Annotated in this window: 15 protein-coding genes; 1 reads left to right on the top strand and 14 read right to left on the bottom strand. The window is 39.0% G+C overall.

Features of this window, described 5'->3' with window-relative positions:
• Positions 1–236: 236 nt before the first annotated feature.
• The 13 genes from IQ283_RS03455 to IQ283_RS03395 all read right to left on the bottom strand — a co-directional run bounded on the left by IQ283_RS03455 (position 237) and on the right by IQ283_RS03395 (position 15,127).
• On the bottom strand, positions 237–1,676 hold the full coding sequence (locus IQ283_RS03455; RefSeq protein ID WP_194219582.1) for a S41 family peptidase: 1,440 nt from the start codon (positions 1,674–1,676) through the stop codon (positions 237–239).
• 158 nt (positions 1,677–1,834) lie between these two features.
• Positions 1,835–3,196 carry a murein hydrolase activator EnvC family protein gene (locus tag IQ283_RS03450; protein WP_226615293.1) on the bottom strand — a complete coding sequence of 454 codons (1,362 nt, stop codon included), beginning with the start codon at positions 3,194–3,196 and terminating at the stop codon, positions 1,835–1,837.
• Between the two features lie 52 nt (positions 3,197–3,248).
• Positions 3,249–4,142: a permease-like cell division protein FtsX gene (gene ftsX / locus IQ283_RS03445; protein WP_194218753.1), complete on the bottom strand. Its 894-nt coding sequence runs from the start codon at positions 4,140–4,142 to the stop codon at positions 3,249–3,251.
• Positions 4,132–4,818, bottom strand: a complete 687-nt coding sequence (ftsE, locus tag IQ283_RS03440) for a cell division ATP-binding protein FtsE (protein ID WP_194218752.1) — start codon at positions 4,816–4,818, stop codon at positions 4,132–4,134. Before ftsE ends, ftsX begins: the two co-directional genes overlap by 11 nt.
• Before the next feature lie 357 nt (positions 4,819–5,175).
• Positions 5,176–5,556, bottom strand: a complete 381-nt coding sequence (locus IQ283_RS03435; RefSeq protein ID WP_194218751.1) for a c-type cytochrome — start codon at positions 5,554–5,556, stop codon at positions 5,176–5,178.
• Positions 5,557–5,645: 89 nt separating this feature from the next.
• Positions 5,646–6,518 carry a YitT family protein gene (locus IQ283_RS03430; protein ID WP_194219581.1) on the bottom strand — a complete coding sequence of 291 codons (873 nt, stop codon included), beginning with the start codon at positions 6,516–6,518 and terminating at the stop codon, positions 5,646–5,648.
• A 288-nt stretch (positions 6,519–6,806) separates the two neighbouring features.
• A protein-coding gene (gene prfB / locus IQ283_RS03425) for a peptide chain release factor 2 (RefSeq protein ID WP_194218750.1) occupies positions 6,807–7,911 on the bottom strand; the annotation gives its coding sequence in 2 pieces (ribosomal slippage) (positions 6,807–7,838 and positions 7,840–7,911; 1,104 coding nt in all).
• A 226-nt stretch (positions 7,912–8,137) separates the two neighbouring features.
• Complete coding sequence (gene secA, locus IQ283_RS03420; RefSeq protein WP_194218749.1) at positions 8,138–10,651, bottom strand: preprotein translocase subunit SecA; 2,514 nt, start codon at positions 10,649–10,651, stop codon at positions 8,138–8,140.
• A 218-nt stretch (positions 10,652–10,869) separates the two neighbouring features.
• Entirely contained in the window at positions 10,870–11,433 is a 564-nt protein-coding gene (gene hpf, locus IQ283_RS03415; protein ID WP_194218748.1) for a ribosome hibernation-promoting factor, HPF/YfiA family, read from the bottom strand.
• A 276-nt stretch (positions 11,434–11,709) separates the two neighbouring features.
• Positions 11,710–11,910, bottom strand: coding sequence for a cold shock domain-containing protein (locus IQ283_RS03410; protein ID WP_194218747.1), 201 nt, complete (start codon positions 11,908–11,910; stop codon positions 11,710–11,712).
• A gap of 139 nt (positions 11,911–12,049) precedes the next feature.
• Positions 12,050–12,772, bottom strand: a complete 723-nt coding sequence (locus IQ283_RS03405) for a ComF family protein (protein ID WP_206759424.1) — start codon at positions 12,770–12,772, stop codon at positions 12,050–12,052.
• Positions 12,760–14,250: a DEAD/DEAH box helicase gene (locus IQ283_RS03400; protein ID WP_194218745.1), complete on the bottom strand. Its 1,491-nt coding sequence runs from the start codon at positions 14,248–14,250 to the stop codon at positions 12,760–12,762. Before IQ283_RS03400 ends, IQ283_RS03405 begins: the two co-directional genes overlap by 13 nt.
• Positions 14,251–14,278: 28 nt before the next feature.
• Entirely contained in the window at positions 14,279–15,127 is an 849-nt protein-coding gene (locus IQ283_RS03395; protein ID WP_194218744.1) for a DegV family protein, read from the bottom strand.
• A 310-nt stretch (positions 15,128–15,437) separates the two neighbouring features.
• Here IQ283_RS03395 and IQ283_RS03390 point away from each other — a divergent pair, with 310 nt between their 5' ends.
• On the top strand, positions 15,438–16,364 hold the full coding sequence (locus IQ283_RS03390; protein ID WP_194218743.1) for a peptidoglycan-binding protein: 927 nt from the start codon (positions 15,438–15,440) through the stop codon (positions 16,362–16,364).
• Between the two features lie 109 nt (positions 16,365–16,473).
• On the opposite strand, the gene IQ283_RS03385 is transcribed toward IQ283_RS03390, so the two are convergent.
• Positions 16,474–17,178, bottom strand: a complete 705-nt coding sequence (locus IQ283_RS03385) for a response regulator (protein ID WP_159785070.1) — start codon at positions 17,176–17,178, stop codon at positions 16,474–16,476.
• Between the last annotated feature and the right edge of the window lies 1 nt (position 17,179).

Here is a 17,179-nt window from a genome sequence, read left to right as displayed (position 1 = left end):
TTCTTAGCAGTTACTAAATGACTGGCTATGTTATATGAATGTTCTGCTCATTTTTGTCATGAGAGAATTATCGAAAATACCCTAACATTGCCAAATAATCATGAGACAACCAATCTAGTTTACCTCATTTTGAAAATGCCTTCTATTTGTTCAATGTGCTTATCATGGTCGAAAAAAATTCCGCAGGATTTCCTGCGGAATAGCTTCGACATCAACAGTTCATTTCCTTCTTGGAATTATTTAGCAAGGAGCTCCACCGCTGTCTTAAGCTGCACATCGTTATCAGGATTGCGAATGGAATCAATAATTTTTTCCTGAAGTTTCTGCGCAGTTTTTTCATCTATTTTCCCAGTAATATTTATATCATTCGAACGTTGGAAAGCTTTTACTGCTGTAACTGTTTTATCACTAAAATAACCGTCTTTGCGTCCCGGTTCAAAACCAAGGCCCTTGAGCATGATTTGCGCAGACTCTACTTGCTCGCTGTTCTGATCAAATTCTAACGTCTTTTCAGTAGATAATGGATTTACATAGAAGTAATCCGGCTGCTTCGCTTCAACCGTTGGCTCAATTCCTTCTTTATGAATCCAGTTGCCATCTGGTGTTAACCATTTAAACATTGTCAGTTTAATATTACTGCCATCTCCAAGGTCTAGCGTTGATTGAACCGTTCCTTTACCAAATGACGTTTCACCGACCAAATCATAATCGCCTGCTTCTTTAAGCGCTCCGGCAAGAATTTCTGCAGCAGATGCACTCCCGCGATCAATAAGTCCTACGACAGGATAATCTTTTTTCTCTTCAAGAGAAGAAACAGAACGCTGTTTCTCTCCTTCACGATCTTCAATTTGAACGTAAGGTTTGTCATTAGGAATCAGTTCTTCCGCCATATCCGAAACAACATTTAACAGGCCACCTGGATTATTACGAACGTCAAGTACCAAACCATCAATGCCCTGTTTTTCTAATTTCTTCAACTCTTCTGAGAAGCTTTTAGCTGTATCCTCTGAGAATGAGGTGATTTGCAAGACACCGATTGTTTTTCCGTTTTCTTCTACCGTACTTGCACGGACCGTTTCAATAGGAATCTCATCACGCGTCACTTCTACCTTCATAGTCTCTGAAGCGCCTGGGCGTTGAACGCCGAGCGTGACAACCGTGCCTTTCTCCCCACGAATCTTTAATACAGCATCATACAAATCAAGTCCTTCTGTGCTTTCACCGTCGATCGTCATGATTTTATCATTCGGACGGAGGCCTGCTTTCTCAGCAGGTGAATCTTTATAAGGTGACACAATCGTTACTCTTCCGTCAGTCATATTAACTTCCGCCCCGATCCCCTCAAAGGAAGAACCAAGAGACTGGCTAAATTGCTCGGCTGTTTTAGGGTCCATATAGACTGAATAGGGATCTTCAAGAGTATCTACCATTCCTTTAATAGCTCCATCTAACAACTCTTTTTGATCGACATCATTCACATAGCGATCCTGGATTAATTCATAAGCTTTGTTAATTTTCGTTAGCTCTTCTGTCTCTATTTCATTACCAGAACCAAGAGTTAAAGATTGAGTGCTCCCCTCAGGCTCGTCCTGTAATAAAGTGAAGGCCGCGTATGTACCACCTGAACCGATTACGAGGGCAATCACGACAAGTAAAGCGACAACTTTCCCCTGTATCTTCATTGTACTCACCTCTTCTAATTTGAAGGAAAAGGCACCCCATCATAACGATGCGATGCCTTTTCATCTTATTGTACTATATGATTCAGTTGTTTTCATTATGTTTCCATCTCAAATTGTGAGGGGGAAAGCCCGTTGAAGCGAGGCTCATCTAATTATTGAATGTAATTCATTGGGTTAACAGCATTTGACTTACTAGAGTTCCATGAACCTTTGTGAATTTCAAAGTGTAAATGTTGTCCAGTTGAATGACCAGTATTCCCCATTGTACCAAGGTAAGTTCCCTGACTTACTGACTGACCTGTAGAAACTGCGCGATTTTGCATATGAGCATACACTGTTGTGTACATTTGCCCATTGATACTATGCGTCAAGAATACTACATTACCGTATGAATCTGAATGATAAGATCTCAATACTGTTCCATCTGCAGCAGCTGATACTGGGTTTTGACCACCTTGAGCAATATCAATTCCTGCGTGGAACGTTCCCCAGCGGCGGCCTAATCCAGATGTAATTGGACCAGCAGCAGGCTTAATGAATGTTGCGTTACTAGAAGGCGCTGGTGCTGGCTCAGGAGTTGGCGCCGGTGCTGAATTTGAACTGCTTGAACTATTTGAACTGCTAGACTTGCTTGAGCTTGCCGCTGCTTCCTTTTTCGCTTGTGCTGCAGCTTCAGCTTCAGCTTTTTCTTTTGCCGCTTTAGCTGCGGCTTTACGCTCTTCTTCAGCTTTACGAGCTGCTTCTTCAGCACGCTTAATCTCTTGCTTTACTGCTTTTTCTTGAGCTGCTAAAAGTTCAGCAGTTTCATTTAAGTCCATCATATGGTTATGAAGATCGCCTTCTTCTTCTTCAAGGGACTTCATTAGCTTATCTTTTTGTGCTTTTTTAGAATCAAGCTCTTTTTTAAGATCTTCAAGCTCTGCTTTATTCTCTTCAAGAGAGGCAAGTTTCTCTTCTACTTGAGCTTTCTTTTCTTCTACTGCCTGCTTGTCCGCTTTATGCTCTTCAAGAATCTTTTTGTCTTGATCAGCGATTGTATTAAGAGCAAGAACGCGTTCTACTAGATCACCAAAATCAGTAGCACCAAGTAAAACTTCCATGTAATCAACTGTTCCGCCACCGTTTTGTTGCATAGAGCGAATGCGATCTTTCAATAACTTATCACGCTCAGCAATACGGTCTTCTAAAGCGCTAATTTCTTCTTTCAACTGATCAATTTCTGCATTTGTATCTTTAATTTCCTTCTCTTTCACTGAAATCTTCTCATCCGTTTCAGCTACTTCTTTGTTTAACTGTTCAATTTCTGCTCGAACATCTTCTTGCTCTGCTTTCACGTCCGCAAGTTCAGATTCCTTTTGCTCAAGCTCTTCCTGGTTTGAAGACTGCTTTTCTTTGACATTATTAAGTTGATCATCAAGATTTGCGGCTTCAGTCGTTTGTGGAAGTGCTGCAGTTGTTAGTCCGCTTAAACCTAGAGTCAATGTTAGAGCCGTTGCTAATATTTTACGCTTCAATCTTTGTTCCTCCCCCAAAATAGATGAATCTATTTATCTCTTAATTTTCATTTTAAACTTTTAAGAATTTACGCATTGATGTAAGACTTCCCCATACTCCGATAATCACACCAAGGATAATTAACAACCCTGATAACTGATAAACAAACGGTGTTACCGGTAGTAAATCGATGAATAAAGTTGGGAAACGATTTGCTATTAATTCAATTAAATAGTAATAGCCGTAGATTAGAATTCCAATTGGGATAATCGAGCCGAAAATTCCAATTAGGATACCTTCTACTAGGAATGGCCATCGAATGAACCAGTTCGTTGCTCCCACTAGCTTCATAATTTCAATTTCATGACTTCTGGCAACAATTGTTAGTTTAATAGTATTAGAAATGAGGAACATGGCTGTAAATAATAATCCAACCACAAGGGCCAGTCCAACATTTCGTGCGATCTCAAGAACTTTAAAAAGTCGATTCACCGTATCTTCTGCAAACTCAACATCTTGTACATTTTCTAGTTGCTTAATCTCTTCAGCAACTGCCGTTACATTCTGAGGATCTTTGGTTTTGATCAGGAAAGCGTCACTTAAAGGATTTTCTTCTCTTAATGACTCGAACACTTCACCTTCATCCCCAAGATTATCAATTAAATTATCCAATCCTTCTTCTTTAGATTGATAAGTAACAGATTCCACTTCAGAAATGTTCTCGATCCTGGACTTAAGTTCATCTTGCTGTTCTTGCTGCGCCGTTAAATCAATAAATGCGCTGATTTCAACATCACTTTCAAGTTGATCACCAAAAGCATTTAAATTAAGAAGCAATGCGAGACAAACGCCGACTAAAAGTAGTGTAACGGTAACCGCAGAAATCGAAGCGAAGGTCATCCAGCCATTTCGACCAAGATTTTTGAAACCTTCTTTTCCGTGGCGACCAAACGTTTTAATTTTCATACCCGTACTCACCTCTTGCTTCATCACGGGTAACTATACCGCCATCAATTGCAATAACACGTTTTCTGAATGTATTCACAATATCCTTATTATGGGTTGCCATAATAACAGTTGTACCGCGATTGTTGATTTGATCTAGTAAATCCATAATGCCCCATGCTGTTTCTGGATCCAGATTCCCGGTAGGCTCATCTGTTAGCAGAATGTGAGGGTTATTGACGATCGCTCTTGCTATTGAAACCCTCTGCTGTTCCCCACCAGAAAGTTCGTCTGGTAAGAACCTTGCTTTGTTTTTCAAATTAACGAGACTTAGCGTTTCCATGACTCGCTTGCGCGTATTTGCTTTACTTTCCTCGATGACTTCAAGAGCAAAAGCGACGTTCTCATAAACGGTTAATCTTGGCAAAAGTTTAAAGTCCTGAAAAACAACGCCGATTTCGCGACGTAGCTTGGGAATGTACTTATTCTTCAATTTGCCAACATCTTTTCCATTAATTATGATTTTTCCACTTGTAGGCTTTTCTTCCCGATACATCATTCTCATAAATGTTGACTTACCGGCGCCACTTGGTCCTACTATGTAGACAAATTCACCTTTATCAATTGTAATATCGATACCGTTTATGGCTTTGATTCCATTGTCGTATGTTTTCCAAACATCTTTCATTTCGATCAAACTGTACCACTTCCTACTTGCTTAAATTCTCGATGCAAATTCTTAGGAGTTAGTTTTTTATTGGTGTTTTATTTTTGATTAGTTCCTTTACATCTGAAGATATTATAACAAACAAATTCGCTATTTTAAGACAAATTTTTATTACATTTTTATTTCAAGACCCTCTCAATCTGACATCTTCTGCAATAATGCATTAATAGTCAATAGATTATTACACAATTATCTATGCTTAACTTTGTCAAGAAGGGAAATATAAGAGATCCCCTCTCTCCTTCGTAATATTACATCCTTCTTTTTCCAGGTTCATAATCAAAAATAGGACAATAAAAAAAGCACTATTCAGTGCTTCTTCTCTACCTATTTCATATCAGCTAGCCAACTTGCTACATTTTCTTCCACTTCCGTATCTCCACGTAAAATATTACCAGGCATTTGCCCTTTCCCGTTTTGAATGACAGAGAGAATCTCATCTTTCGATAAACGTGAGCCAACATTTGAAAGTTGTGGCCCTACTTTCCCCTCAAGGTTGTCTCCATGACAGCTTAAGCAATTCGTTTGATATGTAGCTTCTGCGGCATTAGCATCATATTCACCAGAAGCTTGGCCTGCATTCTCATTTTCTGAGTTACTTTCTTTTGAAGAGCCCTCATTCGTGCTATTTTCATTATTACTCGCACCACATGCAGCTAAACTAAAAATCAGAACAACTACAAACAGAAACCCCATCCACTTCTTCATTATCTTCACTCCTCATATATACTGCCACCCATTGGACAAAGTAAAAACCTCGCCTCTAATGGAGCTCACCTTCACTTACTATAGCCGGCTTACTCTCTTTTAAAACCTTCCCCCAGCACTTCAGTAGCGTTGGATACAATCACAAATGCTGAAGGATCAACACCCTTTACGAGCTCTTTTAGCTTTGTAACCTCATTTTGCGCAACAACGACCATTAAGATGGGACGCTTATCATTGGTGTATCCACCCTGACCTGAAATTCTTGTCACACCTCGATCTATTACAGTGATGATCCCTTCACGCAGCTCTTCTTCTTTATCTGAAATAATAAGAGCCATTTTCGAGTAGCCCAATCCTAGTTGAACAACATCAATTGTTTTACCTGTTAGATACATAGCAATAAGGGCATAAAGTGCTTCTTCAAGGCTGAACACAAACGCTGAAGCAACGACAATTAAGCCATCAATCATAAATACACACGTTCCGAGCGAAACTCCTGTATACTTGTTCACAATTTGTGCAGCAAGGTCCGTACCTCCAGTAGAGGCTTTTCCCCTGAATACAATTCCAAGGCCAATCCCAACTCCAAGACCACCGAAAAGGGCACCTAATAACGGATCTGTTGTCGCTGGTTCTACGTTCTCTGTCAATTTTACGACAAAAGGTAAGAAGAGAGTTCCGACCAAGGTTTTTGGACCATACTTTTTCCCCAGAAAGATTAAACCACTTATAAACAATGGAATATTAAAAGCCCACTGGACATATGCCGGTTTCCAATCAAAGACTCCTTTTGTAATGGTACTGATCCCGCTTACCCCACCAGAAGCAATGCTATTAGGGAGTAGGAAAAGGTTAAAGGCTATCGCCACAAGGGCGGATCCTACCATAACGCTTAAATATTCCAGTATCTTATGTGTTGGTGAAACCTTTCTTGCTGTAAATTTCGCTAACGTTGCTATCATAACTGCATTCACTCACTTACCTCTATGATTTAAGTCACTGCTCATTTCTAAGCAAAAGCCTTCAGTAGTATATCATCGGGCATATGGGGTGTAAACCGCATTGTAGCAGCGCGTTATCAAGTTGAAGCACTTCTTTCTCCTTTTATACTTTGCCCCATTTATGACAGAAACATGAAGAAGCAATTGGTGATCACAAAGGGTAAATTACCGAAAAGTCAACAACGTAAATGAACATAGCCATTATAGAAAAAAGCCCACCTGATTCTACAGGTAGGCTTGAAGTTAGTTTTAATCATTTAAACGAGAGCGGAGAAATGCATCAATAAATGGATCGAGATCGCCATCCATGACAGATTGAGTGTTCCCAACTTCCATATTTGTACGATGATCTTTTACCATACTATACGGATGGAAAACATAAGATCGAATTTGACTACCCCAGCCAATTTCTTTCTGCTCGCCTCGGATCTCATCGAGCTCTGCTTCTTGTTCTTCAATTTTCAACTGATATAGCTTTGCTTTCAACATTTTCATGGCCTGTTCTCGGTTTTTAATCTGAGAACGTTCTCCCTGACAACTCACGACTACTTTTGTAGGAAGGTGAGTGATTCGAACGGCAGAGTCAGTCGTATTAATGTGCTGACCACCAGCCCCACTCGCACGATACGTATCGATCTTCAAATCTTCTGTGCGAATGTCAATCTCAATTTCATCATTAAACTCAGGCATAACTTCGCAAGAAACAAAAGAAGTATGACGTCTGCCACTTGAGTCAAATGGTGAGATACGAACAAGACGGTGGACGCCCTTTTCTGCTTTTAAATACCCATAAGCATTATGACCTTTAAAGTTCAGCGTAACACTTTTCACACCAGCTTCATCACCTGGGAGGTAATCAAGCGTTTCAACTTTAAATCCTTTCTTCTCACCATAACGCGTATACATTCTAAGAAGCATCGATGCCCAGTCTTGTGACTCTGTACCACCAGCACCTGGGTGAAGTTCAAGAATCGCATTATTTTTATCATGCTCTTCGCTTAGAAGAAGCGTAAGTTCAAATTGATTGACTGCTTTTTTCAGATCTTTAATTTCTACTTCAAGATCTTCAAATAACTCCTGATCGTTTTCTTCTTTCACAAGTTCATAAGAAACTTCCAGGTTCTCATATTCTTCTTGAAGAGAATCGAACTCATTAACAGCTTCTTTTAGAGAGTTTGATTCATTGATCACTTTTTGAGCGGCATTTTGATCATTCCAGAAATCTGGATCAGTCATTTGAATGTCTAATTCATCGATACGGGCTCTTTTATTTTCGAGGTCAAAGAGACCCCCTAAAATCGTTTAATCGTGTTTCAATTGTATTTAATTCGTTGCGAATTTCATGCATTTCCATAGTTTGCACCTCTACATCATTATTTTACTTCGATTCAGGCTATATTGATGATCCAAAAATCGAAAGATCTACTATCAAAGACTTTCACACCTTTGATGGTTAGTACATCAAGCAGACTTTTAGGGACAGCACACCCACCATTACTTGTTGACTAACCTGCATTTGGAGGTGGGGGTACTGTCCCTAAAGTACGGGAATAGCAAATGCTTACGACACCTGCTCGATTTTATTCAGCTTTGCCGTGACAGTTTTTATATTTCTTACCGCTGCCGCAAGGACAAGGATCATTTCGTCCAATATCCTGCTTTTTCTTAACAGGTTTTGGCTTCAAGCTTCCTTCTTCTTTTGGATTAACGGCTTTGCCTTCCGCTACTTTTTCTCGCTTTAGATTACTTTCAATCTGAGCTTTCATAATATAAGTAGAGACTTCTTCTTCTATCTCTGTAACCATGTCCTCGAACATTTCAAATCCTTCAAATTGATACTCGCGTAAAGGATCATTTTGCCCGTAAGCGCGCAAGTGAATTCCCTGACGTAGCTGATTCATTGCATCAATGTGATCCATCCATTTACGATCAACACTGCGCAGAAGAATAACTTTTTCGAATTCACGCATGCGTTCCGGTTCGAATGCAGCTTCTTTTTCATCGTAATTTATTTTCATTTTCTCAACAAGAAGTTCTACGATTTCTTCCTTATCAAGACCTTTGATATCTTTCACTGTTACCTGGCCTTCTTGAAGGAAGATACCTTTCGCGTGATCAATAATCGCTTGATGATCCCACTCTTCTTGAATATCCTCATCACCTGTATGAGCATCAACGATACGTGTAATAACAGAAGTGAGCATCGTTTCGACAATTTCACGTAAATTATCTGATTCAAGTACTTCTGCACGTTGAGCATAAATGATCTCGCGCTGTTGTCTCATCACATCATCATATTGAAGAAGCTGCTTACGAGCATCATAGTTATTACCCTCGACGCGTTTTTGTGCTGACTCCACTGCTCTTGAGACAAGCTTCGATTCAATCGGCTGATCCTCTTCCATCCCGAGACGGTTCATCATGTTCATCATATTATCCGAGCCAAACCTTCTCATTAGCTCATCTTCCATAGAAATATAGAACCTTGATTCACCTGGATCACCTTGACGTCCTGAACGTCCGCGAAGCTGGTTATCTATTCTTCGACTTTCATGACGTTCCGTACCTAAGATAAAGAGGCCTCCAAGATCAAGTACACCTGTGCCTAATTTAATATCTGTACCACGTCCAGCCATGTTTGTCGCGATCGTTACCGCACCTTTTTGACCAGCTGATTCAATAATTTCCGCTTCACGAGCATGGTTTTTGGCATTTAGTATATTGTGAGGAATTCCGCGTTTCTTTAAGAATTGCGAAATCAACTCAGATGTTTCTACCGCGACTGTACCAACAAGGATGGGTTGTCCATTCTTATGACGCTCTTCAATTTCTCTAGCGAGTGCCTGGAATTTACCGTTAGTGGATTTATAAACGAGATCAGGATAGTCCATACGAGCAATTGGCTTATTCGTAGGAATCGCAATAACATTCATATTGTAAATATTCCGGAATTCTTCTTCCTCGGTTTTCGCTGTACCTGTCATACCAGAAAGCTTTTCATACATTCTAAAATAGTTTTGGAATGTAATCGTAGCTAGCGTCATGCTTTCACGCTGGATAACAAGACCTTCCTTCGCTTCAATCGCTTGATGAAGTCCATCGCTATAGCGACGTCCAGCCATTAAACGTCCAGTAAATGAATCAACGATCACAACTTCCTCATCCTGAACAACATAGTCCATATCGAGTTGCATAATAAAATTGGCTTTCATTGCCTGATTAATATGGTGGTTTAGTTGAACATGTTTGTAATCATATAAATTCTCAATAGCGAAGAATTTTTCTGCTTTCGTAATCCCATCTTCCGTTAATTGAACGTTCTTTGTTTTGATATCAACGTTATAGTCGTCTTCTTCTTTTAGTGTTCTAACAAATTGGTTCGCTTGAATGTATAAAGTAGTTGACTTCTCAGCACTCCCAGAAATAATAAGGGGTGTTCTTGCTTCGTCAATTAACACTGAGTCAACTTCATCAATGATGGCATAATGAAGAGGGCGTTGAACCATTTCTTCTTTATATAAGACCATGTTGTCACGCAAATAATCGAAACCAAATTCATTGTTTGTTCCATACGTAATATCCGCAGCATAAGCTTCGGCTTTTTCTTCTTTTGACAGTCCGCTAATGTTTAGTCCAACTGTTAAACCGAGATAGTGGTAAAGCTCTCCCATTTCTTCAGCGTCACGCTTCGCCAGGTATTCGTTGACCGTAATAACGTGTACACCTTTGCCAGTTAAGGCATTAAGATAAACAGGCATTGTGGCACTAAGGGTTTTACCTTCACCTGTTTTCATTTCAGCAATATTTCCTTCATGAAGAGACGCCGCTCCCATAATTTGTACTGGAAATGGGCGCATACCAAGAACACGTTCAGATGCTTCGCGAACGGTAGCGTACACTTCTGGTAACATTTTGTCTAAATCTTCACCTTTTTGAATCCGTTCTTTGTATTCTTCCGTTTTGTTACGGAGCTGATCATCAGATAACTTCTTCATTTCATCTGAGAAAGTCTCTACTTGATCTGCAATCTTCTGTAAGCGACTAACCTGACGTTCATTGCCATTGGGTATGATTTTTCGTAATAAACCTTTCATCAAAACGCTCCTCTTTTGTTGTCAGTAGAGTGCTATCATATATCTAACTAAACTAAGAATTTTTTATACTATGTAGTTATTTTAACAATTAGTTGCTAGAGGCACAAGAAAGTAAAAAACCATGCCTTCTAACGACTATATTAATGTAGATAAAAAACAAACATCAGCACATATTTAAAGGGCAGGGGTGATCACCCCTGCCCTTGTTCATTTATTCGTTAATCTTGCTCGATCAGTCCGTATTTACCATCTTTACGACGATAGACAACGCCTGTGCTTCCTGTAACAGCGTTTGAGAAAACGAAAAAGCTGTGTCCAAGCATGTCCATCTGAAGAATCGCTTCTTCAACGTCCATCGGCTTGAATGTAAAACGCTTTGTTTTCACTACTTGTAGATCGTCATCCTCATCCATATCAGCTTCAGCAACACTTGTTGTTGTAGGGTTTAATTCATCGCGGAACATATATTTAACGCTACCTTCCTGACGGAATTTGCGATTAACTTTTGTTTTATGCTTGCGAATTTGTCGTTCAAGCTTCTCAACAACTAAATCAATTGCTGCATACATATCCTGATGCTCTTCTTCTGCTCGAAGTAGAAGGTTTGGCATAGGGATGGTTACTTCAATCATTTGTTGATCGTTATAGACCTTCATGTTTACATGAACATCAGTATTAGGTGGAGTATCGAAATACCTTTCAAGTTTACTTACCTTCTTCTCAGTATATTCTCTCATTGCAGGTGTAACTTTAATGTTTTCACCACGGATGTTGAAATTCATCATGTGGCACTCCTCCTTCCATGCTATAACTATATTATTCGTTATACCCCCTCTATTACCCTCTATAAACTTTAAAAAATCACAAATATTTTTACGTTTTTTTCACAAAACACTCTAAATTCCGACAATTTTTAACAAATACATACATATAAGGGCGTACCCTCCTATTATATAACCCGATCAATAAGCTTAATTTAAAAAAACCTCAGTATAAACTAAAATAGCTTTTAAAAATAAAAAGCCCCTATCTAATGATAGGAGCTTTAAGCGATTAATTTAAGAAACTTTTTCTACGTTAGCAGCCTGTGGTCCACGAGCTCCATCAACAATCTCGAATTCAACTGTTTGGCCTTCTTCAAGGGATTTGAATCCTTCCCCACTGATTGCTGAAAAATGAACGAATACGTCGTCGCCATCTTCTCTTTCAATAAAGCCAAATCCTTTTTCATTGTTAAACCATTTTACTTTTCCCTGCATCTTGTTCAACATTCCCTTCAAAAATCTTCATGGCAGTGCCACATGTTTATTATACGTTTATATTTACACACTGGCAAAGGGGTGTTTTTGTTGATATAACTCGAATGAAGGCGTTTTCTTAAATATTTTTCGACAATGCCTATCCCCTGCTTAATGTAAGGGAATAAACTTCAGATGCACCTGCATTTCTTAGGGTGAGCGCAGCATAGTGAATAGTTGTTCCCGTTGTATAAAGATCGTCTAATAGAAGTATCTTCTTTCCATTTAGTGCAGATCCTTCTGTTACGCGAAACATGCCTTCTGTACGATTCATTCTTTTTTCACGTGACAATTTACTTTGCTTTTCTTCGTTTTTGATTCGGAGCAGTGGTGACTCTTGTTCAAAGGATGTCCCTTCAATCCAAACCTCACATTGATTAAAGCCTCTCTCATAGAGCCTTTCCTTACTAGTTGGCATTGGAATGACTTGATCGATAAAGGAATAAGATTTCTTCAACTCTTTTTGAATCAAATGTGAGAATACTCTTCCTACTTCAACATCTCCTCTAAACTTATAAAGAGCAAGCTTGTTTTTCAAAAAAGCATTGTATTCATAAAACGACTTATTATGGATAAGAACTTTTCCCCATCCTTTTTCCTCCCACTTTCTACAATCAGAACAGAACTGATTTTCTACAAATTTACTAGGAAGTTTATTTAGAGGCCGCCCACATTTCCGACATAAGTCTCCCTCAATTAGCACAAGCTGCTTTCGGCACAGCTCACAACAATCCGGGTCACTTTTTATTCCGACCAACCAGCTCCAGGATACATTTTGACTTACATCTTCCCCACACATAGTACAACGATTTAATTGAGCCAACCTTTCTCCCTCGCTTCAACATTCATTTTCTTAATATGTTTTATAGCCTCTAACATGGCATTTGTTTTACCATAATGAAAAAAGCGAACATCTCCATCTGGGAATCTCTTACTTCTTCCAGCTCTTCCGGCAATTTGCACCAGGGCACTCTCTGTAAATACCTCATCCTCTGCTCCAAGCACGGCTACTGATATATTTTCAATCGTAATGCCTCTCTCGAGAATAGTCGAGGAGAGGAGAATAGGGATTTCTTTGTTTCGAAAACGGAGAACTTTTTCGGCTCGATTTTCATCCTCAGAATGAACAGATTCACATCGGAAGTGATTTTTTTCAAATATATCTTTTGTTTGATTAATGATTTTTATGGATGGAAGAAATAAAAGGACGGGCTTTCGCTCAGATACTTGTTTCTTTATCCATTCAATTAATATATGAGGAAGATGACCTTTATTTATTTTCTTTCTCCAATTGCCACTCCAATGACAGGTTGGATTAGGCAGTGGGAAACCATGGTACCTTGAGGGAATCCTTACGATTTGGAGATTTTCTTTTTTCAAAATCAACGGTGAAGGTGTTGCTGTTAAATAAATGAGGGAACCGCCTTGCTTTCTCGCTTTCTCAACATTGTATTGAAGAGAAGAATCCACACTATATGGAAACGCATCTACTTCATCAATGATCATGACATCAAAGTAATTCTTAAAACGAATCATTTGATGCGTCGTAGAAACAACAAAATGAGAATGAGGATCGGAATGACCTGCATATAGGGGAGAAATCACAAGACTAGGGAAGACCTTTTGTAGGCGTGGAGCTAATTCTAGTACAACATCTGTACGTGGCGTAGCAACGCATACAGACTTTTGATTGGTGAGGGCATGAGCTAATCCATTAAATAACACTTCTGTTTTACCACTACCACAAACAGCCCATACAAGGAGAGTAAGATTATGTTGAATAGCCATGACAACAGCATTAGAAGCTTCCTTTTGACCATCCGACAATGTGCCAGACCACTCTAAAACAGCTTTATCTTCATTTTTTGGTATCCACTTGGATATGGAATATAGTGGAGAACAAAATGTTACCTTTCCCATTCTGATACACTTTCTACAATATCTACAGTTCTTACTATGGCAGCGCGAGCACGCGAAAAATGAAAATGAATCAGTACTTCCACACCTCATACAAGTTGCTTTTCCATCAATGCTTTGAATACCGGGTTCAAAATGAAGATAGCCATTTAAATAGTGTTCATGAAGTTCAAGAAATGAGTAAGGGATTTCATCGATTAATAAATGCCTTCCATATAAAAATTTCATAAGTTGAACATTCGGATGAAAATCGGGATTTTGCGGTTGAGTGGGAATCGAGTTGAACATACCAATTGGAGCGAAATTGAGGGAGTAAGAAGGTTGATTGAGCAATTCAGGTATAAATACTTGCTGGTTATTTAACACATAGGAAGCAAACCTCATGGATTTGCTTCCTTTTCGATTTTAACGATCATACACGATACCAGCCGAGTCCAAGAGAACCTTCACCGAGGTGTGTAGCAATAACTGGTCCGAAATAACTTAAAATAATGCTTACGTTCGAGTATTTTTCTTCTAATTCAGCTTTCAAAAACTCTGCTTCTTCTTTATTCGTTGCATAGATGACAGTTGCTTTAATGATATCTCCGCCTTTTGCAGCGTCATCAAATAGCGTCATCAGTTTATTTAATGCTTTTTTTCGAGTTCTAATTTTTTCATATGGAACAATTTTTTTATCTTCAAAAGTTAGTACGGGTTTTATTTGAAGAAGGTTTCCGACTACAAGCTGTGCAGCATTCAACCTACCTCCTCGATGTAAATGGCTAAGATCATCCACAAGGAAATAGGCATTCGTCCCTTGACTTTTTATCTTTTGAAGACGATTTAATATTTCTTTACTTTTAAAACCATCTTGCGCCATTTGTGCTGCTTCTAGAACATAGAAACCCTGCATCATGCAACTGATCTCTGAATCAAAAACATGAACGTCTGCGCCTTCAATCATTCCTCCAGCTGAATGAGCTGACTGATAGGTACCACTGATACCGCTGGAAAGAGTAATCGTAATAATTTCATCATGAGTACGAGCTAATGTTTCATATGCTTCGACAAAACTTCCTATAGAAGGCTGAGAAGTTTTAGGAAGCTCATCTTCTTTTTTTACTTTTTCAAAAAAATCCCCTGCCTGTATTTCTCTTTCTTCTAAATAGGATTCATTACCGAATATTACGCTAAGCGGAACCATCGTCACTTCGTATTCATCTAACATTGATTCAGGTATATAAGCCGTACTATCTGTTACAATAGCAACTGTCTTCATATTAACGCCTCTCTTCAATCTATTAAGTACTTCATACGATTTACGTTAAAAACCAGTCAAGTTAATGATAGAGCATTTTAGGCTTTGTGCCAACAAAAGCTTATAATATTTTTCACATAATTTGTCAACCATTTCTCCCCATATTTTTTAATGTAAATGTCGTAAAATGAAACTTTTAGTAAATTAGGCAGGTATTCTGTTACATAATTGTAATGTTATATTCATCCTCCTGTTATCTCAATCATGTAAACTAGCAATCGTGATAGAGAAAATAAAAGGTTTTAACTTATAAATCAGGGGGAATTATAATATGTTTAAGAAAGTCGTGATCACTACTACACTCGCAGGTACTCTTTTATTAGCACCAAACGTAAGTGAAGCAGCACTAGGCGACCGTACCCTATACAATGGCATGAGCAACTCTGACGTAACTCAACTACAAAATGAACTTGATAACAAAGGCTATTTTGATTACCATAAAGCAACTGGATATTTCGGAAATATTACTGAAGATGGCGTTCGCGACTTCCAACGTAGCGCAGGCATTAGCGTAGACGGTGTTGTAGGGCCACAAACAGTTAGCGCACTAAAAGGTTCAACTTCATCTAAATCAAGCAGCTCTTCTAATACATACAGCAGCACACTTCGTCACGGGGATCGTGGACAAAGTGTAACAAATTTACAAAGTCAGCTTAAATCAAAAGGCTACTACAACTATTCCATTGACGGCATTTATGGATCCATTACACAACAAGCAGTACGTAACTTCCAAAGTGCAAATGGTCTTAGCGTAGATGGTATTGCAGGATCAAACACATTTGCAGCACTTAATGGTTCTTCTGTAAGCTCATCTTCTTCATCACAGGTAAAGAGTGCATCAACATCTAACTCTTCTGTCGTATCTATTGCTAAGCAATACATCGGTGTACCATATGTTTGGGCTGGAACAACACCATCTGGTTTTGACTGCAGCGGCTACCTACAATACGTATTCAATAAAGCTGGTAAATCCATCCCACGTACTGTAGCTAGCATCTGGAACGCAACAGACAAAGTTTCTTCACCTTCTGTTGGAGATCTTGTATTCTTTGAAACTTATAAATCTGGCCCATCTCACGCTGGTATTTATATCGGTAACGGTCAGTTCATTCACTCTTCTTCTTCATACGGAGTAACAATCAGTGACATGGATAACTCTTACTGGTCTCCACGTTACCTTGGTGCAAAGCGCGCATAATGGTACAAAAAATAGCCTCCAACATTGGAGGCTATTTTTTTGTCTTCATTTTGTTTTCTCTCTATCTTTACCTCTCATAACAAGTAGACCCAAAGAAAAAAGGCGCGCCTCAGCGCACCTTAACCCATCCCTTTTTAATTGCTTCTACAACCGCTTGAGTACGGTCGTTTACATTCATTTTTTGCAAAATATTTGAAACGTGGTTTTTTACCGTTTTTTCACTAATATAAAGATCTTCACCTATAGAGCGATTACTTTTTCCGTCTGTTAGCAGTTGAAGTACTTCGCATTCTCGACGCGTTAAAATATGAAGTGGTTTACGATATTCAACTTCTTTGTAACCAATTTGAGTTGATGGTCTTTTACCTTCCGTAGCAAGACGACGATATTCATTCACAAGATTATGCGTTACTTTAGGATGAATATAAGCTCCACCAGATGCAACAACCTTAACAGCCTCAACAAGAGAGTTTGCATCCATTTCTTTCAATAGATACCCTGCTGCCCCTGTTTTCACTGCGTGGGTGACATATGTTTCGTCATCATGAATTGATAAAATAATGACTTTTGTCTCCGGTACTTGTTCAATAAGCTGTCTTGTTGCTTCTACGCCATTCACATGCGGCATATTGATATCCATTAAGACCACGTCAGGTTTATTTTCTTCGACAAGACGAAGTGCTTCATCTCCATCATCACCTTCAGCGATCACCTCAAAATCATCTTCCATGTCTAAAATACGTTTAACTCCCTCGCGAAACAAGCGATGGTCATCTATTATTATAATTTTCGTTTTGGTTTTAGCTGCATACATT

The sequence above is a fragment of the Pseudalkalibacillus hwajinpoensis genome, from assembly GCF_015234585.1.
GTDB lineage: Bacteria > Bacillota > Bacilli > Bacillales > Guptibacillaceae > Guptibacillus > Guptibacillus hwajinpoensis_B.
Note: the sequence above shows the minus strand (reverse complement) of the source record. Positions and strands in the feature narration are given on the sequence as shown.

Bases quoted from the DNA above. Each gene is read 5' to 3' on its own strand.
- IQ283_RS03390 (WP_194218743.1), top strand. From the start codon at position 15,438: ATGTTTAAGAAAGTCGTGATCACTACTACACTCGCAGGTACTCTTTTA.
- IQ283_RS03430 (WP_194219581.1), bottom strand. From the start codon at position 6,518: ATGATAGCAACGTTAGCGAAATTTACAGCAAGAAAGGTTTCACCAACA.
- IQ283_RS03385 (WP_159785070.1), bottom strand. From the start codon at position 17,178: ATGTATGCAGCTAAAACCAAAACGAAAATTATAATAATAGATGACCAT.
- hpf (WP_194218748.1), bottom strand. From the start codon at position 11,433: ATGAATTTCAACATCCGTGGTGAAAACATTAAAGTTACACCTGCAATG.
- IQ283_RS03400 (WP_194218745.1), bottom strand. From the start codon at position 14,250: ATGAGGTTTGCTTCCTATGTGTTAAATAACCAGCAAGTATTTATACCT.
- IQ283_RS03410 (WP_194218747.1), bottom strand. From the start codon at position 11,910: ATGCAGGGAAAAGTAAAATGGTTTAACAATGAAAAAGGATTTGGCTTT.
- secA (WP_194218749.1), bottom strand. From the start codon at position 10,651: ATGAAAGGTTTATTACGAAAAATCATACCCAATGGCAATGAACGTCAG.
- ftsX (WP_194218753.1), bottom strand. From the start codon at position 4,142: ATGAAAATTAAAACGTTTGGTCGCCACGGAAAAGAAGGTTTCAAAAAT.
- IQ283_RS03435 (WP_194218751.1), bottom strand. From the start codon at position 5,556: ATGAAGAAGTGGATGGGGTTTCTGTTTGTAGTTGTTCTGATTTTTAGT.
- IQ283_RS03395 (WP_194218744.1), bottom strand. From the start codon at position 15,127: ATGAAGACAGTTGCTATTGTAACAGATAGTACGGCTTATATACCTGAA.